Raw genomic sequence first — 24,094 nt, forward strand, 5'->3', positions numbered from 1 at the left:
GATCTTCCGCGACCAGGTCCGGAAAGGGAACCCGGCTGGCACTCACGGAGAGGTACGGTTACCCGCACCCCTCATGCGTTCAGGTACCGCAGCACCGCGAGCACCCGCCGGTGGTCGTGGGCGCTCGCCTCCAGTCCGAGCTTGGCGAAGATGCTGGTGCAGTGCTTCTCCACGGTGCGTTCGGCGATGGCCAGCCGCTCGGCGATCGCCATGTTCGTACGTCCCTCGGCCATCAGGCGCAGTACTGCGCGCTCACGCTCGGTGAGCAGGCCCAGCGGGTCGCCGGGCTGCCGGTGGCGGCCGACGAGTTGCTCGACGACGACCGGATCCAGCGCGGAACCGCCGGAGCCCACCCGCCGGATGGCCGCGGCGAACTCGGCCAGGTCCGACACCCGGTCCTTCAGCAGGTAGCCCACGCCCTCGGTGCGGCCGCCGAGCAGCTCGACCGCGTAGCTCACCCGTACGTGCTGCGACAGCACGAGCACCCCCACCGCCGGGTGCCGCTCCCGCAGCGCGACGGCCGCCCGCAGCCCCTCGTCGGTGTGCGTGGGCGGCAGGCGGATGTCGAGCACGGCCACGTCGGGCGGGTCCTTCTCGACATGGGCGAGCAGGTCCTCGGCGTAGTCGACGCATGCCGCCACCGTGAACCCCGACTCGGCGAGCAGCCGGGCCAGTCCCTCGCGGAACAGCGTGGAGTCCTCGCAGATCGCTACGCGCACGGCAGGACCACCTTCAGCACGGTTCCCTTCCCCGGTGGGCTCTCGATCGTGAGCTTGCCGCCGTTGGCCTCGGCGCGGTCGGCGAGCCCGGCGAGCCCCGAGCCGCGCGCGGGATCGGCCCCGCCGGCGCCGTCGTCACCCACCTCGACCCAGAGGCGACGGCCGTCGTGGGCGAGCCGTACCCATGCCTTCGACGCGGCGGCGTGCCTGGTCACGTTGGCCAGGGCCTCGTTGACGATGTAGTAGGCCGCGCTCTCCACGGACTGCGGCAGCGGCTGGTCCAGCGCCAGATCGCAGGTGACGGCCATGGGGGCGACCGCGGCCAGCTCCTTGACCGCGCCCGCCAGGCCGCGCTCCGTCAGCACCGGCGGGTGGATGCCGTGGCTGACCGCACGCAGGTCGTCCAGCGCGGTCAGCACCGCCGTCTTGGCCTCGCCGATGAGCGGCACGGCCCGTCCGGGGTCGGTGCCGGCCTCCGCCAGCCCGAGCGTCATCGCCGCCGACAGCAGCCGCTGCTGGACGCCGTCGTGCAGGTCGCGTTCGATCCTGCGGCGCTCGGCCTCGCCCCACTGCAGCATCCGCCGCCGCGAGGCCGCGAGCTGCCGCAGCCGGGCCCGCAGGTCCGCGGTGAGCCGCTCGTTCTCCAGGGCGAGCGCCGCGGCGGCGCACGCGGCCTCGACCAGCAGGGGCTGCTCGAGGAGGGCGGCGTCGTGCACGAGTACGGCGAGCGGCGCCTCGCCCTGGTCGACGCGGGTGACGACCCTGCCCGGCCCCGGGTCCAGGGCGACCGGGCGGCCGTCGGCGTCCACGTAGCGGTCCTGCTCGGCCGTACAGTAGCCCACGATCAGCCCCGGGTCGCGCAGGGTGGCGGCCAGCTCGTCACGCAGGCTGTGCGGCCGTTCGCGCCTGCTCAGCCGTACCACGAGGTCGGCCACGCGGCCGTGGTCCATCCGGCTTCGCATGAGTCCGGCCAGGTACGCCAGCGGGACCGCCATGAAGGCCCCCAGCATGACGAGCGCGAGGGGGACCCGCAGCGGGTTCGGGCCGAAGAGGCCGGACATGCGGTCCACGGCGAAGGAGGCCGTGGCGAGTATCGAGGCGCCGGTGACCGGCGCGACCGCGCGGCGCTGCGCCACGCTCGCCTGCTGCCAGCGCTTGACCGTGAGAGCGAGCACCGCGCCGGAGATGAGGACGGTCACCTGCCAGGAGGAGTCGTCGAGCGCGACGGCGAAAGCCCGGAGCGGCTGGGGCAGGGGCAGGTACGTGGCGGCCTGGGCCGAGGGCAGCAGGAGAGCCGCCACGTACGCCAGCCCGGTCACCACCCGGTAGGACACGAAGCGCAGTCTGCCGGTGGGGAAGGCGAGGAACAGGTGGCAGGCGACCGCCGCCCACAGGCCGCACAACGCCAGCGCCCACAGCACGTCCCCTGGACGGGCCAGCAGCTGCTGCGGGAGCCAGGCGACTCCGACCGCCACCATGAGCGGGCCGACCTGGTTACGTGGATGCTCCCGCCAGGCCACGGTCCCGGCCGTGAGGAAGGAGACGCCGACCAGCGCGCCGAGCATCCAGATCGGGCCGTGCCGCCAGATGGGGCCGTGACCGGTCCCGAGGACGTTGACGACCAGCAGCCAAGCCCCTGCCGCCGCGACGGCGAGTAAACCGGTGGTGCCCCTGGAACGCGTCGCCATCGCCCACCCCCGTTGGGGATTCTACGGGCGAACCGCCCGGAATGAGGCTGCGCGCGGGCTCGCGGTCACCGCGAGGTGAGTCTGATCACCGGATATTCGCGGTCGGATTTGCTCTGGTACTTCGCGATGCGGGGCTGGGCGGCGGCGATGCGCTGCCAGGCCCGCTCGCGGTCGGCGCCGCCGAGCCGGTGCGGCGTCACCGGCATGGCGGCGCGGCCTGGCAGTTCGATCGAGGCCTGGTCGGGGTGGGCCATCAGGTTGGCGTGCCAGTCCGGGTGCCGGCTCCCACCGCCCGACGCTACGATCAGCCAGGCGTCCTCGCCGTCGGCGAACCACGCTGGTTCTGTGCCATGTCGCCGACGTTAGGCAGCGGGGCCGCCGGCCTGTTTCTCCATTCCTGATCGGTCCGGTCCGCCCCGCGACATGGATCCGGCGGGGAATATTCCGTTGCGGTTTCTCTGCTGATGGCCGCACTATGTTCGGCATGTTCCTGCACGCTCTCCTCGCCACACCCGCGGTGCCGGGTGTGCTTGAGCGTGCCTGCGACGGCCTGGAGCGCTGACCTCTTCCCGTACGTCCTGAAGTGACCCGGCGGGGGGAGGTTGTCGGCCCGGACGGGTCACGAAATTTCCAGGTATGTCAGGAAGGAACCATGGCCAAGCAGGCCTACGTACGGAACAAGCACCACCTCAACATCGGCACGATGGGGCACGTCGACCACGGGAAGACCACGCTGACCGCGGCCATCACGAAGGTGCTGGCGGAGCGGGGGCAGGCCACGTACACGCCGTTCGAGCGGATCGACCGCACGCCCGAGGAGGCGCAGCGGGGGATCACGATCAACATCTCGCACGTCGAGTACGAGACCGCCACCCGCCACTACGCCCACGTGGACATGCCCGGCCACGCCGACTACGTGAAGAACATGATCACGGGTGCGGCGCAGCTCGACGGCGCGATCCTCGTCGTGTCCGCGCACGACGGGATCATGCCGCAGACCCGGGAGCACGTGCTGCTCGCCCGGCGGGTCGGGGTCGAGCACCTGGTCGTGGCCGTCAACAAGGCCGACGGCGCGGACCCGGAGCTGACCGACCTGGTCGAGCTGGAGCTGCAGGACCTGCTGACCGAGCACGGCTACACCGGCGTCCCGATGGTGCGGGTGTCCGGGCTGCGGGCGCTGGCGGGCGACCCGGTCTGGACGGCCTCGATCGAGGCGCTGCTCCGGGCGGTGGACGAGCACATCCCCGTGCCGGTGCGGTACGTGGACGCGCCGTTCCTCATGCCGGTCGAGAACGTGCTCACGGTCACCGGCCGGGGCACGGTCGTCACCGGGGCCATCGAGCGCGGCGCGGTCCGGGTCGGTGACACGGTGGACGCGCTCGGATTCGGTGACGGGTTCGGCGCGGTCGTCACGGGCGTGGAGATGTTCGGCAAGACGATGGAGCGGGGCGAGGCCGGGGACAACGCGGCGGTGCTGCTGCGCGGCGCCCGGCGAGATGACGCTGCTGTCCCCCGACGCCGGAGCGGTCGCCCGGCCGGGTGACACCGTGGACGTGGTGGTCGAGCTGGGCAAGGCGGTGGCGCTGGAGCCCGGGCTCGGCTTCGCGATCCGCGAGGGCGGCCTGACGGTCGGCGCGGGCACGATCCTCACCGTGCCCGGCTGACCCGCACGACCGCACGGCGTCGCGACCGGCTCGTTCCCGTCAAGGGCACGAGCCGGACGGTGTCGCGACCGGCCCGTTCCCCGTCAGGGGCGCGAGCCGGTCGCTGCCGCCCGTCAGCTGGGCTCGAACCTGAGCCTGAACGTCGTCCGCCCGGCCCTGAGGTCGTACGCGGGAAGGGCGCCGGGGCCGCAGGTCGCGGTGCCGATGCCCTGCTGGGCCAGGTCCAGGCCGATGTGCAGGCGGTCGCCCGGCACCAGGTCGGGACGGTGACGGGCCCGGTCCAGCTCGGCCGCGCTCCACGGGCGCGCGGTCAGGCCGAACACCGGGTACCCGCGCACCTTGAAGGCGCCGAAGTCGGCCCATCGCACGTCCGCCCGGTGGCCGTTCTCCTGCGGGAACACGTACGGGATCTGGAGCTCGTCGATGCTCGCCCGCCAGCGGCCGACCCTGGCGGACATCCCGGTGTCCGGGTAAGCCTCCCCCGGCCCCCTGCCGAACCAGGTGACGTGCTCGACCGTGCCGGCGGGCAGCGTCATGTTCAGGCCGACGCGCGGGATCGGATCGGTCCAGTCGCCCTCCGGCTCGATGTCCACCGTCAGCTCCAGGCCGCCGCCCACCGCCGTCCAGGTGTACGTGGCCCGCATGCCGAGGTCGGTCACGGCGGGCGCCACCCGGGTGCGTACGGTCAGCCCGTCGCCGGCCTCGATCCCGTCCACGCGGTGGGTGAGCCGGTGCAGGCCGAGCCGCCGCCACTTGCCGGCCAGCCCGCCGTAGGTGTCGTTGTCGGTCGGCGCCCGCCACAGGTCGAGCCGCGGTCCTTCGACCTCCGTCCCGAACAGCCGCACGAGCCTGCCGGTGGCCGCGTCGAACTCCGCGTCGCCGAGCACGTGGTGCTCCCGGCCGTCCAGGACGGCCCGCGCCGGAGCGCTCACCACGGCGGGGGCGGCGGGTTCCACGGGCGAGGGGAACGGCTTGAGCGGGGCCTGGCCCCAGGCGACCTCGTGCCCGGCCGCGGCCCACGGCTGGTCGGCGGCCAGAACGGCGCGCACGGTCACCCACAGCTCACCGTCCCCAGCCGGTGGCGGGGGCAGCTTGACCTCGCCGCCCTCGGCGGGCACCGTCAGCCGGTGCTCGGCCACCGTCTCCCCGTCCGCCTCCACGGTGACGACGAAATCCAGGTGCGACAGGTCACGGAAGCCGTGGCCGTTGACGACCCGCACCACGCCGTCCCCGAACTCGAAGCGGACCGGCTCGAACACCTTCTTCAGGTCGTGCAGGCCGGGCGACGGCGTACGGTCGGGGAACACCAGACCGTCGATGACGAAGTTCGAGTCGTGCACGGGCTCGCCGTAGTCACCGCCGTACGCGTACTCGTACGTGGGGTGCGCCAGCCCGTGGTCGATCCACTCCCAGATGAACCCGCCGGCCAGGCGCGGATACCGCTCGAACAGCTCCTGGTACTCGGCCAGCCCGCCCGGCCCGTTGCCCATGGCGTGGGCGTACTCGCACTGCATGAACGGCATCCCCCGCCGGCGTTCGTCCAGCGCGGGGTCGTCGAGGGGGGCCTCCTCGCGCCGCCCGATGGCCTCGACCTCGGCGTGCGAGGCGTACATGCGCGAGTACACGTCGGTGTGCGCGCACGACCGGTCGCCTTCGTAGTGGATCGGCCGGGACGAGTCACGCGAACGGGTCCAGTCCGCCATGACGGCCAGGTTGCGGCCGACGCCCGCCTCGTTGCCGAGCGACCACATGATGATGCTGGGGTGGTTCTTGTCGCGTTCGACCATGCGGCGCATGCGGTCGAGCAGCGCGTCGGCGTAGCGCGGGTCGTCGGTGGGGTTGGCGCGCCAGCCGACCTCGCCGAAGCCGTGCGTCTCGAGGTCGCACTCGTCGATCACCCACAGGCCCAGCTCGTCGCAGAGGTCGAGGAAGTCGGGGTGGGGCGGGTAGTGGCTGGTCCTGACGGCGTTGACGTTGTGCCGCTTCATCAGCAGCACGTCCTCGCGCATCGTCTCGTACGGGACCGCCCGGCCGTGCTCCGGGTGGAACTCGTGCCGGTTCACGCCCTTGAACAGCAGCGGGCGACCGTTGGCGAGGAGCACGCCGTCGACGATGGAGATCGTGCGGAAGCCGATGCGCAGCCGCACCGTCTCCTCCGGGAACGTCACGACGGCGTCGTACAGGCGGGGGGTCTCGGCCGTCCACGGCTCCACCTCCACCGACACCTCGGTGCCGGGCGCGAGGTCGGCGACGCCGAGCTCGGGGACGCTCAGCGTCCCCTCGCCCTCGAAGCTGAGCGTGCCCCGGCCGTCGGCGTAGGAGGCGTGCACGAAGACGTCGGCGCTGGAGCGGGTGAGCGTGACGTCGCGGAAGATGCCCGGCAGCCACCACATGTCCTGGTCCTCCAGGTACGTGGCCGCCGACCACTGGTGCACGCGGACGGCGAGCACGTTGCGCCCGGGACGCAGGTACGGGCCCGCGTCGAACTCGGCGGGGAGCCTGCTGCCGGTCCAGAAGCCCAGCTCGTGGCCGTTGAGCCAGACCCTGGCGAAGGACTCGGCGCCCTCGAACCGCAGCCGGCCGCCCGTCCAGCCCTCGGGCAGGTCGAAGACGCGCCGGTAGTCGCCGGTCGGGTTCTCGTCGGGGACCCGGGGCGGGTCGATCGGGATGGGGAAGTCGACGTTCGTGTACGCGGGCGCGCCGTGGCCGTGGAGGTTCCAGTGCGACGGGACCGGGAGCGAGTCCCAGTCCGAGTCGTCGAAGGACGGCTCGGCGAAGTCCTCGTGAACGTTCACGGATTGTGAGAAACGGAAGCGCCACGTCCCGTTGAGGTCGAGTGCGGGCGCGTCTGAGCGGAGTGCGGCCCTGGGTTCGAGCAGTCCCGAACCGGGGGCGAAAGTTTCGAGGTCCATCGTGACCGAGCCTAGAGGTTCCAGATGGTTTCGTCACCGATGAGTTTTCTGTCCGCTTGCATGTACAGCCGCCGCGCTCATGCGTCCCCGAGGTCGTAGACGCGGCGCGCATTGCCGGCGCCCACCATGAAGGCCACCCGCATGGCCTGCTCCACCGACCACTCCCCCTCGGCCACGAATCCGCCCAGCACCCGCGCCATCGCCCGCCGCCACAGCAGCGCCCCGAGGTGGTGCAGCTCGGCGGGCCCGAAGGCGTCGGACGAGAAGAGGATCTTCGCGAACGGCGCCACCTCCAGGCTCTCGGCCACCACGGCCACGCTGCGCGCCCCCGTGTGGCTCACCCCCAGCCCCACGTCGAAGAAGACGTTCGGGTACGCGTGCGCCAGGAACCCCGCCTGCCGCTGGTAGGGGTAGCAGTGCAGAAGCAGCAGCGGCACCCCGGTCGGCTCGGCCAGCTCGATCAGGCCGCGCAGCAGCAGCGGGTCCGACCGGCGCAGGTCCACGTCCGGATCGCCGAACCCGATGTGGAACTGGAGCGGTAGCCCGCGCTCCAGCCCCGTCCAGATGAGGTGGCGCAGCAGCACGGGGTCCGTCAGCCGGCCGCCGCCCGCCGACAGCCAGCGCCCTGCGGCCTCCGTGACCTCCTCCCGCGCGGGTGGCGCGGGGTCGAAGTCGAGCCCGTGCCGGTAGGCGGCGACGCTCTTGAGCCCGCGTGCCGTACGCGTGCGCTCCCACAGCGCCTCGGCGAACCGGCCGGCGAACGCGCCGGCCCCGCACCCGGCGGCGGCCACCTGTTCGGCCACGCTCTCCAGCCGCACGATCTCGTCGGCGGGCACGCCGCTCGCCTCGGCCATGCCGGACGGACCCAGCAGCTCCTCGCTCCGGTAGCCGGTCTCGACGAGGAAGTGCCCGATGCCGGCGGCGGCCAGCAGCAGCCGGTTCGTCTCGGCGGCGCCGAGCCGCGCGCGCCTGGCGAGGTACTCCTCCGGCGTGCAGAACGGCTCGAGCCCGAGCACCGGCGCGCAGTGGCGCAGGATGGCGTGGCCGAGCTGGGAGTCGAACTGGGTCATCCACGAGGGCACCGGCCGGTCCGACTCGGTGATCAGCTCCTCGAACGCCGTGCGTGACAGGTCGTGCGACGTGGCGCCGTGCACGTGGTGGTCCACCAGCGCCATCTCCTCGATGGCCCGCACGAAGCCGCTGGGCAGGAGGTCGAGCTCAATGGACATCCGCGAGGTCTCCCAAGGTCAACGTAGCCGTGTTACCCCCCGAGGGCGAGGCTTCACGCGCCCTGGTGAAAATTGTGGCCAAAGGTGACAAGAACCACGAAAACTGTTTCAATCCGGGATAAGTGACCAAGAGGCCTGCACCGCCGGCTACTACCGCGCCCGGGAGAACCGAAGGGCAGTGAATGCGCCGCTTTGACCGTGTCCTGGTGATCTCCCCCCACGCCGACGACGAGGTCCTGGGCTGCGCCGGGCTGATGGCCGCGCAGGCCGGGGCAGGGGCCGAGGTGCACGTCCTGTATCTCGCGGTGGACGGCCTGCGCCACTACGGGCTGGACGGGGCCACGAGCTACCCGCAGCGGCTGCAGGAGATCGAGGCCGTGCGGGACCTGCTCGGCTTCACCTTCGAGATCGCGTACGGGGACGCCGGGCTGACCGAGCGGCTCGACACGCTGCCGCGCAGGGAGCTGGTCGACCTGTTCGAGCAGGCGCTGAACGAGCGGCGGCCCGACCTGCTGCTGCTGCCCGGCTTCGCCGACCACGACCAGGACCATATCGCGGTCTTCGACGCCGGGTTCGCCGCCGCCCGGCCGATCGCGCAGCAGTCCGGCAGGTGGCTGGTGCCGAGCGTCCTCATGTACGAGATGTCGAAGATCCAGTGGGCGTCCGAGCCGATGCCCCGCTCGACCGCGTACTGCGACATCTCCGCGCACATGGACGCGAAGCTGAAGGCGCTGCGGGCGTACAAGAGCCAGCACCGGCCCGCGCCGCACATCAGGAGCGAGGAGGCGGTGACGGCGCTGGCCACGTTGCGCGGGGCGGAGATCGGTGTCGCTCACGCGGAGGCCTTCGGGGTGTTGCGGGAGGTCCTGTGAAGGCGGACGCGTTCGCGCACCGGCGGCTTCACCCGTGGAGTCGTACGTAGTCCACCAGCGCGTCCAGATTGTCGACGGCGGCCGGATCGAGCTCCACCCCGAACTCGGCCTCCACGGCGTCGATCAGCCGCAGATAAGCCAGCGAGGTGACGCCGAGATCGCTCAGCCGGGCCTGCCCGGACAGCACCTCGCCCGGGTCGACCGCTCCGTCGGCGGCCTTGGCGATCATGTCGGCGAGCCGCTCGCGGAGCTCCCCATCCATCTGCACCTGGTGAACCCTCCCTCGTCGGGGAATCCGGGGCGAGTGTGTCACGCGCTGCCAGATGTCGGCAAGCGCCTGCGGGGAAGGGGCTGAGGCGTCATCCCGCCGTATGACGTTCTTCGCCGAATGGAGCCCGGGCCGAGATCACGTGTCGTTACCCTGGCACGCGACCCGCCGCCCCATGACTGGAGCAAGCCGATGTTCGGGCGCTATGTGAAGTCGCAACTGCTGGTCTTGCTCTGTGGTGGGCTGGTCGGGCCCATTTTCCTGTTCGTGTACTTCGGGATGAGCGCGGGGAGCCGCGAATACGTCCAGTGGCTGCTCTACGGCGGGCTGCTGGTCACGGTGGCCGACGTGCTGATCGCGCTGGCTCTGGCCAGGTCCGGCGCGAGGTCGGCCGCCAAGGCCGCCGCCCTGGAGCGGACCGGGGTTCTGGTGCTCGCCCAGATCACGGGCATGTCGGAGACCGGCACGAGGGTCAACGACCAACCGCTGATCAGGCTCGGCCTGCACATCGCGGGACCGGGGTTCGCCTTCGACACCCAGGACCGCGTGCTCGCCACCGTGACGCGGATGGGCAACTTCACCGCGCGCAAGCTCGTCGTCCTCGTCGATCCGGCCACGAAGGAGCACCTGATCGACTGGGACCGGAGCGCTCTGGTGAACGGGCTGGTGCCGGCGCGGTTCACGGTGGAGGAGGATGGCAGGACCTACGACCTGAGCGGGCAGGCCGGCCCGCTGATGGAGATCCTGCAGATCCTCAAGGCCGCCGGCATCCCCCTGAAGGGCATGCTGGACATGCGCTCCGACCCGGCGCTGCGGGAGCGGATCCAGGACGTGGTGCGCCGGGCCGCCGATCGGCCGCCGGCCGCCGCCGCGCCGGGGTTCCCGCCGCCTGAGCGCTCCGCCGCACAGCGTCTGGAGGAGCTGGAGGCGCTCCGCGGGACCGGGGCGATCACCGACGACGAGTACGCCGCGAAGCGGCAGCAGATCATCTCCGAGCTCTGAGCTTGTCGTTTAACCTGCCTGCTCGCGGTGCTCGGTGAGTGATGCCGCGCGTTTGGCGGTCTTTCCCACCTCGTGATGACGGGCGGGGACGCGGTTCCTTGATCCCTTGGGGCGTCCGGGACCAGCGCTCGTGGGTTTGGGCGCACCGGCGGGCTGGGGCAGGCTCGTGCGGAGGTGGCGAAACCCCCGGCGGACGCGAGCGGGGGTGAGCCGCTCGGGCGGCAGCGGCCTCTCCCACGGGCGGCGAAGGTCTTCGGCGAGGAGGCGAGCGAGACGAAGCTGGGTGTAGGCGATAATGATCAGCCAGGTCCAGCGGTCAGCGGCGTAGGGGTCGCGGATCTTGGGGACGGTCCAGCCCAGGGTCTGCTTCCACATTCTGAACGTGTGCTCAAGATCGAACCTGCGCAGGAACGCCTGCCAGAGCCGATCCAGATGCGCGGCGGTGATGCCGATGGCCGATGTCCACAGCCACACCGGCTTGGGATCACGTTCGCCGGACAGGTGCTCGACCCGCAGATGGATGAGGGTGCCCTCGATGACCGGGAGCTCGCCGACATGATCGATCCAGGCGCTGCGGCGGCCCAGCCGAGGGTGTAGCCGGTCCCAGCAGGAGGCGACCGCCGTGCCGTACCGGCTGGTGGCGGTGCTCGTGAGGTGGGCCGGCTCGCCCCAGCTGGTCTCGTCCTTCATCCGGAACTCGCCTCCATGTTTGGGCGGACGTCCGCCACCGGGGCTGGCCAGCAGGAATTCCTCACGCGATGGGGCGGGACGCAGCAGCACCCGGTCCGAGCGCAACCGGCCCAGCACCTCCACCGGCAGGCCGTCCAGGAGGAAGGCCAGTCGGGCGGTGTCGTATCCGGCGTCGACCACCAGCAGGATGTCCGGGTCGCCCTGACGCCACTGCCCGGCCTGGATCAGGCGGGCGACCAGGTCGCGAAGCTGGGTTGCGGTGACGGCGGCCTCATCGTCGTCGGGGCCGAGCCGCACTGCGTCGAGCACCGCAGTCCAGGAGGTCCGGCCGGTCTCCAGTGCGGCGATCATCGAGTATGGCCAGCCGGGGATCATCTGATGCTCGTCCTTGCGGCGGCCGTAGGTGTGGCAGAACAGCCGTTCGGGGCTGGTCGGCGCGTCTGGCCGCAGCCACGCAGTCACATCGGCGGCCAGGACGATCCGCCCGCCCGCCGCGCGCGGCAGCGGCACCGTAGCCAGGGCTCTGCGGAGCCGGCCGATCTCGATCCGGCCGTGGTTGATCGCGTCATACAAGGCGCCGTGACCGCGCCGGTGTTCGGGGGCCAGCGCCAGTCCGACCAGGCTGCGTACCGGCCCGTCGGCGCATAACACCGCCTCGGCCAGCTCGAACAGCTCATCCGCGCGCGCCGTCAGGCAACCATATATCTCCTGGCGGAACTCCGACAACTCCGCCATCGCTTCGGCCCGCTCACCCTCCTGGCCCGATTCCAGGACAGCCGCCACCGCGGATGCCAGCATGGAGGACACAGCCACCGCCTCCTCTTCTTTGGGTTGACACCTTGAAGGTGGAGACGGTGGCTGGCCTGGGTCACGGCGACACGCCGTATCGCAGAGGACACAATCCGCTATGCCGGATAGATGACTCTCAGACCCGATCGCCACAAACGTCCAGGCCAGAGGTTAAACGACAAGCTGAGGGCGGGCGCAGGTCTTCCCGCTCCTGGTACGGGACGAGCGCACGACGCCAGACCCTGGCGTCGTGCGCTCGCCACCTCAAGTGCCCGTCAGGCGGCGGCCTTGGCGGTCAGCGCCACGGCGGCCTGCCGCGTGACACCGCTCACCGTCACGGCCAGCGTCACCTGGCCCTGCCGCAGCGCCGTCAGCGTCCCCGTCGAGGGGTCGAAGACGGCCACGTGCCACGGCTTGGCCGTCTGGCGGGTGCCGATGTGCAGGTTCGGCGAGCCGGACCAGGCCGCCGAGACCGGGTAGGCCGCGGGAACCGTACGGGTCCCCTGCTTGACCGCCGCCGTCACCGTGGCGGGCGCGCCGACGGCGACCGTGGCGGGCGCGGTGAGCACGAGGTCGTCCACGTGCGGCCGGACCTGCGTGCCGATCCAGTCCGGCGCGTCCGCGAACCAGTTGCGCCGAACGTGCTCCGCCTCCGAAGGCGTCACCGGATCAACACCCCACAGCGACCACCCGGTGAACCCGCCGTCGTCGGGCGGGGTGGCCGGGTTCTTGCCGGAGTTGCCGTTGATGAAGTACGGCACCGCGTCCACGTGCGAGGCGTGGAAGGTCCCCACGTGCGCCCCGATGTACGCGGCGCCCTTGCCGGTGGTGCGCTGGAAGTCGGCCAGCCAGCCTTCGACCAGCGCCGCCTCCTTGCGGTCGCCGAGCTGGCTGCCCTTGCCGGGCGTCGGGTCGCGCGGCGGGACGTGGAACAGGACCGCGACCGACCCCACCGACGGGTCGGAGGCCGCCTTGTCGAGCTGGGACCGCAGCATGGCCACCTGGTCGAAGCCGCCGCCGCGCAGGTTCAGGCGCGAGGTGTCCAGGGTGATGAAGCGGGTCCCCTTGTGGTCGAAGGTGCCGTACGTGTCACCGAAGACGGCCTTGAAGTTGTCGATCTTGCCGCCCATGACCTCGTGGTTGCCGGGAATGTAGTGATATTCCAGCGTTCCACCCAGTTCCTCGTCGAGGATCTTCTTGGCCAGCGCGAAGTCCTCGGGCGAGGCCTCGTCCACCAGGTCGCCGTTGATGAGCAGGAAGTCCGGCTTGGCGGCCTTGATCTCGCGCAGCGTGCGGCGGGCGTTCTTGACGATGTCGCTGTCCGGATCCCTGGCCACGAACTGCGCGTCCGACATGACCGCGAACCGCCACGGCATCCTGGCCACGTCCGCCTTGACCACCGGATCGGCGATCCTGGGCGCGGCGGGCGCGCTGACCGACGGCGGCACCTTGGCGACCAGGCCGTCGATGAGGATGTCGTTGGTGTACTTCGCGTCCGCCTTGGTCTCGGCCACGTAGAAGCGCCGGAGCTTGAGCGGGTAGTTCACGCCCGGCGGCACGGTGAACTCGACGTACTTCCACCCGGTCCACGTCATGTACGGCCCGCGCAGGATCTGCGACTGGCCGAGCGCGTCGTAGAACTCCAGGCTCGGCCACTCGCCCTTGCCGGTGGAGTTGATCCAGAGCCCGAACGCCTGCGGCTGGCCGTCGATCACGATCTGCTGCGGCGGACTGGCATACGCGGCCCGGGTCGCGGTGGAGGTGGTGAAGTCGTACGACAGCTTGAGGCCGCCGCCGCTCTGCCCCGGCGCGGCCGACAGCGAGCCGGTGGCGCGGGCGGCGGCGAACGTCCACTTGGCCGCGTCCTCGAAGTCGGCGACCGGCTTCTCCTCGAACCCGACCGTCACCGGCACGGCGGTGCTGGTCCTGCCGACCTTGGCGGTGATCAGCCCGGACGCGGGGGCCTTCTTGGCCTTGACGGAGAAGTAGCCCTGCTCGGCGGGGGTGACCTCGAACATGCTCTTGTCGTAGTCGAGCGTGACGTCGGAGGGCTCGATGGGCGCGGAGTTGCCGTTGCGGTCGTACCCGACCACGCCGAACGTGGCCACACCGTCCGCGCCGGCCAGCCCGAGCCGGTCGGCGGTGGTGCCGAGCCGCTCGAGCGGCTGCAGGACGGTGAGGTCGATGGTGCCCTTCGCGCCGCCGCGCGAGGCGGTGACGGTGGTCTGGCCGGGCACCAGCGCATGGAACTTGCCGTCGCGGATGACGCCGTGCACCGCCGGGTTCGCCCGCCACGACGGCGTGCCCGCGGCGGGGCCGTACGTCTCGTCGTATCCGGCGGCGGTCAGCCGCCTGGTGAGGCCGGGGAAGACGCGGTCGGGGCGGCCGCCGGCGACGGGAGCGAGGCCGGGAGCCTTGTCGGGGTCGGTCGCGGTCTCCAGCCAGAAGCCCTTGAGCTTGCCGCTGCCCTCGGGCGCGTAGAGCGCGAGGCCGTTGGGGACGTGCCGCTCGCCGCCGTCGGAGGGGCTGTTCTCGACCTGCACGTCGGCGGAGCCGGGCTCACGGGCGAGCATGGTGGAGGAGCCGCCGCCGTCGAGGTTGAGCGCGTTGGCGGCGCCGAGGTCGACCATCATGGCGGCCAGCTCGTTCAGCGTGACGCCGCGGCTGTCGGCCTGGCGGCCGTCCACGGTCAGCAGGTACATCTTCCTGCCGTCGGCCGAGAACCCGACGGCGGTACGGGGGTGCGCGGCGGGGTCGGTGGAGTTCTGCACGACGCCGTCCTTGACCAGCACCTGGTTGCCGCCGACGGCCGCCTTGACCTGGCTGCCGTCGGACGGCTTCGGCTGGTACCTCACATCGACCCGGTCGCCGGGCTTCAGCGCGGACAGCGCGGTCGCGCCGGCGTCGCGGCCCAGCAGGATCGTGGTCCCGGCGGGGATCGGGCCGGTGCCCGCGGAGGTGCGTACCTCGGAGACCACCCCGTCCACCAAGACGGCCTCGGCGACGGACGTCGCGCCCTCGACGGCGCGGGCCCGGGTGTAGGAGCCCCACAAGGGCGTGAACAGCCCGACGCCGCCGCTCTGCACGATCTGGTTGAACTGGGTGAGCTTGATCGGCGAGCCGCCGGCCGGCGTGGCGGTGCCCTCGAAGTACATCTTGAGCACGCGCCCGACGCCGTCGCCGGTGACCGCGACCGCGTTCTCGTGGCCGGCGACGGGCGACTGCACCAGCGAGCCGTTCTGCAGGCCGATGCCCAGGGCGGCGCCGGAGCTGTTGATGTCGAAGAAGTCGCCGTTGACGGCCGCGACGGCGTGCGCGCGCTTGGCGGGCCCGGACAGCGGCTCGGTCTTGGTCACCTCGCCGGAGTACAGGTAGTCGGCCTTGGCGCCGCCGAGGTCGGCGGTGATCGCGTCGGCACGCAGCCAGCCGAGCGCGTCGTAGGTGTCGAACGAGGTCAGCGAGATGCCCGGCGCCACCGGCCGGGTCCTCTTGGCCGTCTCCAGTTTCTGCCCGGCGTCTTGGGTGGCGAGCAGCGTGGACGGCGGCGGATAGGACGACGCTTCGAGCGCGTCCTCTGCGGGGGTCGCGGGATCGGCCTGCGCGGGGGCTGCGGTCAGGGCCAGGGGGCCTAACGCCAGGGCCGCGGCGGCCAGGATTCTGAGGGACTGCACGACCGAACTCAATCGCTCGTGGATATAACTTTCAAGACTTAAGAGTGAACTAAAAGAAAATTTCAGATCTTGCCGGGCCGCCGCCCTGCTACGAGCATGGGACGCGTGGATCGAGAGGCGCTCTACCGCGACCCGTATCCCGTCTACGCCAGGGCCCGCGCCGCGCCGGGGCTGACGTTCGTCGAGGAGCTGGACGCCTGGCTGGTGGCCCGGCACGCCGACGTGCGCGAGGTGCTGGCGCGTCCTGACGACTTCTCCTCCAAGGGCGCGCTGCGGCCGGACGTGATCCCGGCTCCGGCGGCGTTCGCCGAGCTGGCGGGCGTGCCCGGGAACGCGCCGGTGGTGCTGAGCACGGACGGCGAGGCGCACGTCCGCTACCGCCGGCCGCTCACCCGCGGCCTGTCCCCCGCCAAGGTGACGGCGGCGCTGCCGTTCATCCAGGCCACGGCGGGCGAGCTGGTCGCGTCGTTCGCGAAGGACGGCCGCGTGGAGTGGATGGCCGGGTACGCCAGGCCGCTCCCGGCCGCCGTGATCGGCCACCTGCTCGGCCTCGACCCGGCCGACGTCCCCGGCGCGGTCCAGGCCGGCAACCGGGCCGAGGACCTGCTCTTCACGCCGATGCCGGAGGATCGGCAGGTCGCGGCGGCACGCGAGGTGGCGGCGCTGCGGCGGATGCTGGCCGCGCACGCCGCCAGGTCGAGGACCCAGGACAACCTGACGGGCGAGCTGTCGCGCGGCCTCGCCCCCGGACCCGGCGAGCCGGCGCCGGAACAGCGCGACGAGATCGTGGCCAACACCCAGAACGTCATGCTGGCCGGCCACCTCACCACCACCGCGCTGCTCGGCACCCTCGTGCACCGCCTGCTGCGCGACCGCCGCCAGTGGGAGCTGCTGTGCGAGCGGCCGGACCTGGCGGGCGCGGCGATCGAGGAGGCCGCCAGGTTCGAGGCGCCGGTGCAGGGCTTCCGCCGCACGGTGACCAGGCCGCTGGAGCTGGCGGGGACCGCGCTGGACGAGGGTGACACGGTGTTCGTGTCGTACGGCTCGGCCGGCCGGGACGAGACGGTCTTCGAGCGGCCGGACGAGTTCGACATCGCCAGGGAGCCGGTGCGGCACCTGTCGTTCGGCCACGGCGTGCACGGCTGCCCGGGCGCGCTGCTCGCCCGCGAGCAGCTCAGGATCACCCTGGAGCTGCTCGTACGCGACCTGCCCGGTCTACGTCTCGCCGGCGAGGACGTCGTCATGGCGGCCACCCTCATCCACCGGGCCCCCGAGGAGCTCTTCCTCACCTGGTGAGCGCACCCCGGCGTACAGCACCAGCGGCACGGCCAGCGCCACCGCCATGGAGAGCACGGCGGTGCCCGAGTCGTTGACCAGCATGCCGACCACGCCGCTGACCAGCGCCCCGACGAGCCCGGCCCGCAGCATGGGCGCCCGTGCGAACGCCCTCGGCACGATGCCCGCGCTGATCTGCCCGGGCCGCAGCACGGCGAAGACCAGGAAGGCCAGGCCGGCCAGGACGATCGGCATGAGGTTCGGGGAGAGCATGGTGTTGAGCATGGCGCCCAGCTTGCGGCCGATCATGGGCCAGAACGTCCCGTCGATCACCTGCCCCACGAACCTGCCCAGGTGGGTCTGCGACGCGGGCGGCCGCAGGTGGTCGAGCACGGCGATGACCGACACGGCCACCCCGCCGAGCACGCAGAACGCGCCCAGCTTCACCACCGACACCCGCTTGCCCGCGACGAGCAGCGCGGTCACCGCGATGCCCGGCACGAACGCGATAACGCCGCCGAAGTCGCTGCCCACGCCTGGCCAGCCCGCCAGCAGCATCGCGGCCACGCCGAGCCCGGCCACGCCGAGCCCGGCCACGCCGGCCACGGCCGGCCGCCTGCGCCCGGCCCGTACGAGGTGCTCGGCGGCGATGGCGGTGACCATGAGCACGGCGGTGGCCAGCAGCGCGAACGGGATGTTCGCCAGCCCGTAGTAACGCCCGCCGACCACCGCGGTGTAGCCCATCAGGCTGTCGAACTGCAACGTCGTCCCGGTCAGCAGGTCGCCCACGAGCACGGTGGCGGTGATCGCTGCCACGGCGGCGGGCGGTCCCAGCGGGTCGCGCCGCCAGGGGCCGCCGAGCGCGACCGCCGCGAAGAGCGCCGTACACGCCAGCACGCCGCCGATCAGCGTCGGCACGGGGTACGGGCTCCGCTCCCACGGCAGGAGGTTGACCGCGTACGTGGAGACGGGGACACAGGCGAGCACGATCGCGGCGGTGCCCACCACGCCGAGGCGCCTGCGTCTGGACAGCAGGACGTAGGCGAGCGCGTAGAAGGCGACCTGGACGACGGCGAAGGCGGTGAAGAAGACGCCGGTCGTGCCGCGCACGGCGGTGCCCTTGAGGTCGGACCTGGCCAGATCGCCGGGGGTGGTGCGGTCGCCGAGCCGCCACGGCTGCCCGATCACGGTGGGCGGCGGCGCGATGCCGGCCGCGGCGAGGATCGTGGGCGTGATGTCGGGCAGGACGGTGATGTCGTCGCGCCTGGTCGAGTTCGTGCCCACGGACGGCCCCGCGACCTCGCCCACGTGCAGCGTTTGGACGTCGATCCCGCCCAGCATGGGTGCCTCCCCGCCGAACGTGCCCGGCTGCTTCGCCGGGCCCGTTCCCGGGCGCTTCCACATCGCCACGCGCAGGTGCGGCACCGAGCCGTGGTCGCCGATGCCGGCCAGGATGATCTCGGTGTCCGGGGGCAGCTCGTCGAGCGCCGCCCCGACCCGGGCGTCGGCCTCGCGGACCAGGGAACGCCGCCGCTCCGGCGCGAGCAGCTCGGGCTCCTGCGGCAGCTTGCCGTCCACGATGTACGGCTTCACCAGCGTGTCCACGTCCACGGCCAGCACCCGGCAGCGCGACCAGTCGGCCAGGCCGGCGGGCTCGGCGGCGTACCGGTCGACCTTGCCCTCCCGGTCGGCCAGGGCCAGCGCCGCGCCGGGGCCGACGGCGGCGGTGCACTGCCCGGCGGCGTGCACCGCGGCGCCGAGCGTGCCCGCGTAGGTGCCGTCACGCAGTCGCAGCAGCTCGCGGACCTCGGTGACCACCGCCCCGCCACCCTGCGCGACCGGCTCGGGCGGCAGCCCGCACCGGTGCCCGACCGCCGAGCGCACCCCGGCCGACACGGTCAGCCACCCGTCGTACGGGCAGGTCACGGTGCCCACGGCCTTCACCGACACGGACCCGAGTGCGCTCTCCCCTGCCAGCTGCCACAGGCGCGGCGTCTCGGCCGGGTCGAGGTCGTCCCAGAGCAGCCCCGGCACCCCGATGAACGCCACCCGCCCCGCCGGCGCCTCCGCCGCCTGGGCGGGCGCAGCCATCCACCACAGGGCGGACGAGACCAGCAGTAACAGCACCCACCTCACGATCGAACCCCCGTCGCTGTTGGGAAACGCCCGAAACCCTACCGGCCCGGGTGGTCAGACGGCGGGCTTCTTGACGATCAACCGGGCCAGCGCCTCGTCATACGGCGGGTCGAGCCAGTAGTCGGAGTGCCGGCGCGCCTCGGGCAGCGGCTCGCCGGGGCCGGGCTGGATCGGGTCCCAGCAGAACAGGTCCACGCCGTTCGGGTGGTCCGTTGACGGGGCGAGGGGGTCGACGCGCCCGAACACGGGGCCGCCGATGGGGTCGCTGAGCCGGTAGAGGTTGAACCAGGGGACGGCGTCCCGGACGGCCGACAGTGCGGCGGTGCCGAAGTAGGCGGGGAAGAAGGCGGCGTACAGGCGGCGCAGCGGCGACCCGTGGGTGAGCATCCTGACCCGATCCCGGAGCTCGGGGCCGAGCTGCAGCACCAGGGCGGCGGTGATGACGCTCCCCTGGCTGTGCCCGGACAGGACGACCTTGTCCCGCGAGTGCCTGGCGAGCCGGTCCACGCGGTCGATCAGCTCGGGGATGACCCGCTCGGTGTAGCAGGGCGGCGCCAGCGGGTGGATCGCGCGCGGCCAGAAGGTGGAGATGTCCCAGACGATGCCGATCGTCCGGCGCAGCCCGGAGTCGGTGTACGTGCGGCGGCCGAGCAGCACCAGGCCCACGATGACCGCCGTCATGGCCCAGCTGCCGAGCGTGGCGAGCAGCCCCGCCAGACCGCCCTCCGGCGTGAACAGGTGGAACTGGTAAATCACGGTCACCGCGGCGAACCCGGCCACGCCGATCCCGGTGAACACGGCCAGCACGAGGCCGGCCCGGTCGGTCAGCGAGGCGAGCGCCCACGTGGCGGCCACCTCGTCGTCGTAGCGCTCGCCGTAGTAGCGGGTCAGCTCCGGCGTGAGCCGGCCGGCGACGGACCCGCGGATCGCGTACAGGACGGCGGCCAGCGCGGCGAACCCGGCGGCCAGCAGCGGCACCAGCGCGGCCGTCCACCACACCGGGTCGTCGAGGAAGAGCTGCTTGCCGGGCGGCTCGGGCGAGGCCGAGGTGCCCGGGACGCCGAAGAACGTGGCGGTCCAGAAGAGCACGCCGAGCGCCAGCACGTTCGCGCTGCCCGCGGCCACCATCAGCACGAACCACGCGGCGATCCCGCCCATCGCGCGCGGCTCCCCCGACGCCCGGTCCATCCGGGCCAGCACGCACGAGGTGACCAGTATGAACAGCCCGAGCCCGACCGTGAGCGCGAACTGGAACGCCCCCACACCGACGCCGGGAAGCTGCCGTCCGGCAGCACTCGGCGACATTCCCACCAGGGCCGCGCCGATCGTGGCCAGGCACACCAGCGGCGCGATCACCCGCAGGGCGCGGCAGGCGAACGTGAGCCACCCGGGGATCCGCTCGTCCGAGCCCGGGTCGAGCCGCCGGGCGATCCACGGCAGCACCACCAGCAGCGCGGCCACGAGCTGCACGGCCGCGTTCGCGACGGTCAGGGCGAGCCCGAGCGAGGTGCCCGCGAACGGCGCCGACACGGCCAGCCCGATCGACGCGATCGCGAAGCACACGTGCACGACGCGCAGCCGCCACACCGGCGCGCCGCCGTGCCACAGCCGCGGCTGGGCCAGCAAGGGGCCGTCACCCGTGGGGCCGCCGGGCGGCAGGACCGTACGCTCGTCGCGGTCCCAGGTGCGCCGCGCGATCCACCACAGCAGCACGACGACCGCCAGCGGGACCAGGGCGGTCACGGCCAGCCGCTTCGACGGCTCATGGCCCCACAGCGCGCCCAGCCAGTGCACCCACACGGGCGCGGTGTCGTAGGTGCAGGCCCGTCCGGCGGCGGTGCACTGCCAGCCGACGAGGTCGACGCCGGCCCGGGTGACGGCCCCGACGAGCGTCCCGGTCAGCAGCAGGGCGAACAGCCGCTGGGCCGCCTCGGTCACGTGCCGCAGCCAGGCGCCGTGCGGCGGCCTGGGGAGCATGAAGTACGACAGGTTCGCCAGCGCGAACGGCAGCAGGAGCAGCCACAGCGCGATCGTCCTGCCGCCGGAGGTGAGGCCGCCCCAGGCGTACGCCTCGCGGTGGCGGCTGCCGGGCACGTCCGCGTGCTCGCCGTGCGGCCTGCCGTCCGTCGACCAGCGCCGGTAGAACCCGGTGGTGCCGTCGCCCGCGACGATCCGGGGGTGGGGGTGGTTCAGCATGCCGTCGGGGGGCGTGCCGGAGACGCCGTGCACGCGTAGCTCGGTCACACCGCCGCAGGTCTCGTCGAGGAATCCGTCCATGCCGCCATGGTCCCGCCGGGCGGCGACTACGTACAGTCACGACTGGGTGGCGCCCGCGGTGAGGCCGGTGATCAGGTGGCGCTGGACGAGCAGGAAGACGGCGCCCGCGGGGATGGCGATGAGCACGGCGGAGGCGGCCGGCGACGCCGTCCCTCCACCGCCGCCACACGCGGAGATCATCAGAGTGGATGCCGCAACTACCGCCGCGGCGGGTAAGAGTCGTCGCATGTCCTTCTCCTCTGTTTCCTCACGGGCCACGAGGGGGGAACACGCCGGGCGTTACGCCGACATGCCGCCCGGAAAAAGATGCTGCGAAAGATGTTGCATGATCGTTTTCGGAAATTCCAGAAAGGATGGCAAGCGTGGTGATCCATGAGGGCGAGGCGAGGGCCCACTGGATCGACCGCGACACGGTGGCCTGGCAGGTCGACCCGTCGTACCGGCACTCCCTGGCCTTCGGCACGGGCGTCGTCCGCCTGACGCCCGGGACGCTGAGCGACGAGCAGCGGCGCCGGTGGCCGCACCTGGCGTCGTACACCGCGCTGAAAGTGGACCCCCGCGACGTCGGCCTGGTGCGCGCGGCGCTGCGCGAACGGGTCGTGGCCGAGGAACGCGACGCGTCGGGCGCGCTGCTGACGGCCACGGGCGTGCAGATCCCCGGCGTGCTCGACGACCTGTACGCCGCGGCCGCCCGCGTCAGGCTCGGACCGGCGGGCCGGTTGTTCCCGGAGCTGTCGCTGTGGGCGCCGACAGCGCGCAAGGTCGAGCTGGCCCTGTATGGCGGCGGGTGGTGGCCGAGCGGGGGCGGCGGCGCGCGCACGCTCCACCTGATGCGGCGCGACGACGAGACCGGCGTCTGGTCGCTCCGCGGGCTGCCGACGTGGTGGGGGCGCGAGTACATGTTCCTCGTCACGCTCCACTCGGGCACGAACGAGGTCACCGACCCGTACGGGGTGGCCGTGACGCCGGACGGCGGGCGCAGCAGGCTCGTCAACCTGGACAGCCCCGCGCTCAAGCCGCCCGGCTGGGACCGCCTCGCCAAGCCCCCGGCCGTCCCCCTGCACCGGGCGTCGATCTACGAGCTGCACGTGCGCGACTTCTCCGCCTCCGACGCGAGCGTGCCGGCCGGGCTGCGCGGCACGTACGCGGCCTTCGGCGCGGACTCCGCCGGGATGCGGGAGCTGCGGGAGCTGGCGCAGGACGGGCTGACCCACGTGCACCTGCTGCCGGTCTTCGACTTCGCCACGGTCCCCGAGCGCGCGGCCGACAGGACCGAACCCGGCTGCGACTTCGCCGCGCTGCCCCCCGACTCCGACCGGCAGCAGGAGTGCGTGGCGCGCACGGCCGCGACCGACTCCTTCAACTGGGGGTACGACCCGCTGCACTACACGGTGCCCGAGGGCTCGTACGCGACGGAGCCCGACCGGCGGATCAGGGAGTTCCGCGGCATGGTGGCCGCGCTCAACCGGGCCGGGCTGCGCGTGGTCATGGACGTGGTCTACAACCACACCCACTCCACCGGAGTGCTCGACCCGATCGTGCCCGGCTACTACCACCGGCTCCTGGAGGACGGGACGGTGGCCGACTCCACCTGCTGTCCCAACACCGCGCCCGAGCACACGATGATGGGCAGACTGGTCGTCGACTCCGTCGTCACCTGGGCGAGGCAGTACAAGATCGACGGCTTCCGCTTCGACCTCATGGGCCACCACCCCAAGGCCAACCTCCTCGCCGTCCGTCGCGCCCTCGACGAGCTGACCCCGGCAGAGGACGGCGTGGACGGCAGGTCGATCATCCTGTACGGCGAGGGCTGGAACTTCGGCGAGGTGGCCGACGGGGCCAGGTTCGAGCAGGCCACGCAGGCGAACCTGGCGGGGACCGGCATCGGCACGTTCACCGACAGGCTGCGCGACGCGGTGCGCGGCGGCAGCCCGTTCGACGCCGACCCCCGGGTGCAGGGGTTCGGCTCGGGGCTGGCGGGCGCGCCCAACGGGTCGCCGGCCAACGGCACGGCCGTGCAGCAGCTGGCCAGGCTCGCGGATTACGCCGACCTCGTCAGGATCGGGCTGACCGGCAGCCTGCGCGACTACGTTCTGCCCTCGGGGAGGAAGAGCTCGGAGATCTCCTACAACGGCTCTCCCGCCGGGTACACGGACGAGCCCGGCGAGGCGGTGGCGTACGTGGACGCGCATGACAACGAGACGCTCTTCGACGCGCTGGCGTACAAGCTGCCCCAGTGGACGCCGATGTCCGACCGGGTGCGCATGCAGGTGCTGTCGCTGGCCACGGTGCTGCTGGCGCAGGGTCCGGCGTTCGTGCACGCGGGCAGCGAGCGGCTGCGGTCGAAGTCGCTCGACCGTAATTCCTACGACTCCGGCGACTGGTTCAACCGGCTGCTGTGGGACTGCGCTGCCGGGAACGGGTTCGGCGGGGGCCTGCCGCCCCGGGCCGAGAACGAGGACAGGTGGCCGTACGCCCGGCCGCTGCTGGCGGACCCGGCGCTGAGGCCCGGCTGCGCGGAGATCGAGATCTGCCGGGCCCGGTTCGGGGAGCTGCTGCGGATCAGGGCGTCGTCACCGGCGTTCGCGCTGGGGTCCGCGGCCGAGGTGCGCCGCCGGCTGTCCTTCCCGGCGTCGGACGAGGGGGTGATCACGATGCACGTGGACACGTCCGGGCTGGACCCGCGGTGGTCGTCGGTCACGGTGGTCCTCAACGCCACGCCGTCCACGCGTGCCCAGGTCGTGGAGTCTCTGGCGGGGCGTGAGGTCTCGCTCCACCCCGTGCAGGCGGCCTCCGGCGACCCGGTCGTACGGGAGTCGGCGTTCGACCGGGCCACCGGCACGCTGACGGTCCCGGGCCGCACGGTGGCGGTGTTCGTGGGTGTGATGCGATAGACGTGTGA

Annotated in this window: 14 protein-coding genes and 2 pseudogenes; 5 read left to right on the forward strand and 11 right to left on the reverse strand. The window is 72.4% G+C overall.

Annotated features, from left to right (window positions below; genetic code table 11):
• Positions 1 to 71: 71 nt before the first annotated feature.
• From ABD830_RS00385 to ABD830_RS00395, 3 genes and pseudogenes are all read right to left on the reverse strand, one after another.
• Positions 72 to 719 (reverse strand): response regulator transcription factor, encoded by a 648-nt coding sequence (locus tag ABD830_RS00385; RefSeq protein ID WP_344984171.1) that lies wholly within the window; start codon positions 717 to 719, stop codon positions 72 to 74.
• Positions 710 to 2,407, reverse strand: coding sequence for a sensor histidine kinase (locus tag ABD830_RS00390; RefSeq protein WP_344984172.1), 1,698 nt, complete (start codon positions 2,405 to 2,407; stop codon positions 710 to 712). The genes ABD830_RS00385 and ABD830_RS00390 overlap by 10 nt, the downstream gene beginning before the upstream one ends.
• A gap of 65 nt (positions 2,408 to 2,472) precedes the next feature.
• A pseudogene (locus tag ABD830_RS00395) lies at positions 2,473 to 2,736 on the reverse strand (nitroreductase family deazaflavin-dependent oxidoreductase); the annotation flags it as partial.
• 323 nt (positions 2,737 to 3,059) lie between these two features.
• Between ABD830_RS00395 and ABD830_RS00400 the strand changes: the two are divergent.
• A pseudogene (locus tag ABD830_RS00400) lies at positions 3,060 to 4,071 on the forward strand (GTP-binding protein).
• Between the two features lie 113 nt (positions 4,072 to 4,184).
• Here the strand turns inward: ABD830_RS00400 and ABD830_RS00405 are convergent.
• Both ABD830_RS00405 and ABD830_RS00410 read right to left on the reverse strand, forming a co-directional pair.
• Positions 4,185 to 6,983 (reverse strand): glycoside hydrolase family 2 TIM barrel-domain containing protein, encoded by a 2,799-nt coding sequence (locus ABD830_RS00405; protein WP_344984173.1) that lies wholly within the window; start codon positions 6,981 to 6,983, stop codon positions 4,185 to 4,187.
• Between the two features lie 77 nt (positions 6,984 to 7,060).
• Positions 7,061 to 8,212, reverse strand: coding sequence for an amidohydrolase family protein (locus tag ABD830_RS00410; protein WP_344984174.1), 1,152 nt, complete (start codon positions 8,210 to 8,212; stop codon positions 7,061 to 7,063).
• 182 nt (positions 8,213 to 8,394) lie between these two features.
• Here ABD830_RS00410 and ABD830_RS00415 point away from each other — a divergent pair, with 182 nt between their 5' ends.
• Positions 8,395 to 9,084, forward strand: coding sequence for a PIG-L deacetylase family protein (locus ABD830_RS00415; protein WP_344984175.1), 690 nt, complete (start codon positions 8,395 to 8,397; stop codon positions 9,082 to 9,084).
• Positions 9,085 to 9,112: 28 nt separating this feature from the next.
• Here the strand turns inward: ABD830_RS00415 and ABD830_RS00420 are convergent, their stop codons facing one another.
• Positions 9,113 to 9,346, reverse strand: a complete 234-nt coding sequence (locus tag ABD830_RS00420; RefSeq protein WP_344987594.1) for an acyl carrier protein — start codon at positions 9,344 to 9,346, stop codon at positions 9,113 to 9,115.
• A gap of 198 nt (positions 9,347 to 9,544) precedes the next feature.
• Here ABD830_RS00420 and ABD830_RS00425 point away from each other — a divergent pair, with 198 nt between their 5' ends.
• Positions 9,545 to 10,354 (forward strand): SHOCT domain-containing protein, encoded by an 810-nt coding sequence (locus ABD830_RS00425; protein WP_344984176.1) that lies wholly within the window; start codon positions 9,545 to 9,547, stop codon positions 10,352 to 10,354.
• Positions 10,355 to 10,363: 9 nt separating this feature from the next.
• Here the strand turns inward: ABD830_RS00425 and ABD830_RS00430 are convergent, their stop codons facing one another.
• Both ABD830_RS00430 and ABD830_RS00435 read right to left on the reverse strand, forming a co-directional pair.
• Positions 10,364 to 11,842: an NF041680 family putative transposase gene (locus ABD830_RS00430; RefSeq protein ID WP_344987595.1), complete on the reverse strand. Its 1,479-nt coding sequence runs from the start codon at positions 11,840 to 11,842 to the stop codon at positions 10,364 to 10,366.
• Between the two features lie 266 nt (positions 11,843 to 12,108).
• Complete coding sequence (locus tag ABD830_RS00435) at positions 12,109 to 15,504, reverse strand: phosphodiester glycosidase family protein (protein WP_344984177.1); 3,396 nt, start codon at positions 15,502 to 15,504, stop codon at positions 12,109 to 12,111.
• A gap of 105 nt (positions 15,505 to 15,609) precedes the next feature.
• Between ABD830_RS00435 and ABD830_RS00440 the strand changes: the two genes are divergently transcribed.
• On the forward strand, positions 15,610 to 16,800 hold the full coding sequence (locus ABD830_RS00440) for a cytochrome P450 (RefSeq protein WP_378520854.1): 1,191 nt from the start codon (positions 15,610 to 15,612) through the stop codon (positions 16,798 to 16,800).
• On the opposite strand, the gene ABD830_RS00445 is transcribed toward ABD830_RS00440, so the two are convergent.
• The 3 genes from ABD830_RS00445 to ABD830_RS00455 all read right to left on the reverse strand — a co-directional run bounded on the left by ABD830_RS00445 (position 16,720) and on the right by ABD830_RS00455 (position 21,420).
• Positions 16,720 to 18,906, reverse strand: coding sequence for a hypothetical protein (locus tag ABD830_RS00445; RefSeq protein WP_344984180.1), 2,187 nt, complete (start codon positions 18,904 to 18,906; stop codon positions 16,720 to 16,722). The two genes, ABD830_RS00440 and ABD830_RS00445, sit on opposite strands and share 81 nt — an antisense overlap.
• A gap of 2,249 nt (positions 18,907 to 21,155) precedes the next feature.
• On the reverse strand, positions 21,156 to 21,200 hold the full coding sequence (locus ABD830_RS54065; RefSeq protein WP_378520859.1) for a hypothetical protein: 45 nt from the start codon (positions 21,198 to 21,200) through the stop codon (positions 21,156 to 21,158).
• Between the two features lie 28 nt (positions 21,201 to 21,228).
• Positions 21,229 to 21,420, reverse strand: a complete 192-nt coding sequence (locus tag ABD830_RS00455; protein WP_344984182.1) for a hypothetical protein — start codon at positions 21,418 to 21,420, stop codon at positions 21,229 to 21,231.
• A gap of 134 nt (positions 21,421 to 21,554) precedes the next feature.
• Here ABD830_RS00455 and pulA point away from each other — a divergent pair, with 134 nt between their 5' ends.
• Positions 21,555 to 24,086 carry a pullulanase-type alpha-1,6-glucosidase gene (pulA, locus tag ABD830_RS00460; RefSeq protein ID WP_344984183.1) on the forward strand — a complete coding sequence of 844 codons (2,532 nt, stop codon included), beginning with the start codon at positions 21,555 to 21,557 and terminating at the stop codon, positions 24,084 to 24,086.
• The last annotated feature ends 8 nt before the right edge of the window (positions 24,087 to 24,094 follow it).

This window comes from Nonomuraea helvata (genome assembly GCF_039535785.1).
In the GTDB taxonomy this organism is placed as follows: Bacteria; Actinomycetota; Actinomycetes; order Streptosporangiales; family Streptosporangiaceae; genus Nonomuraea; species Nonomuraea helvata.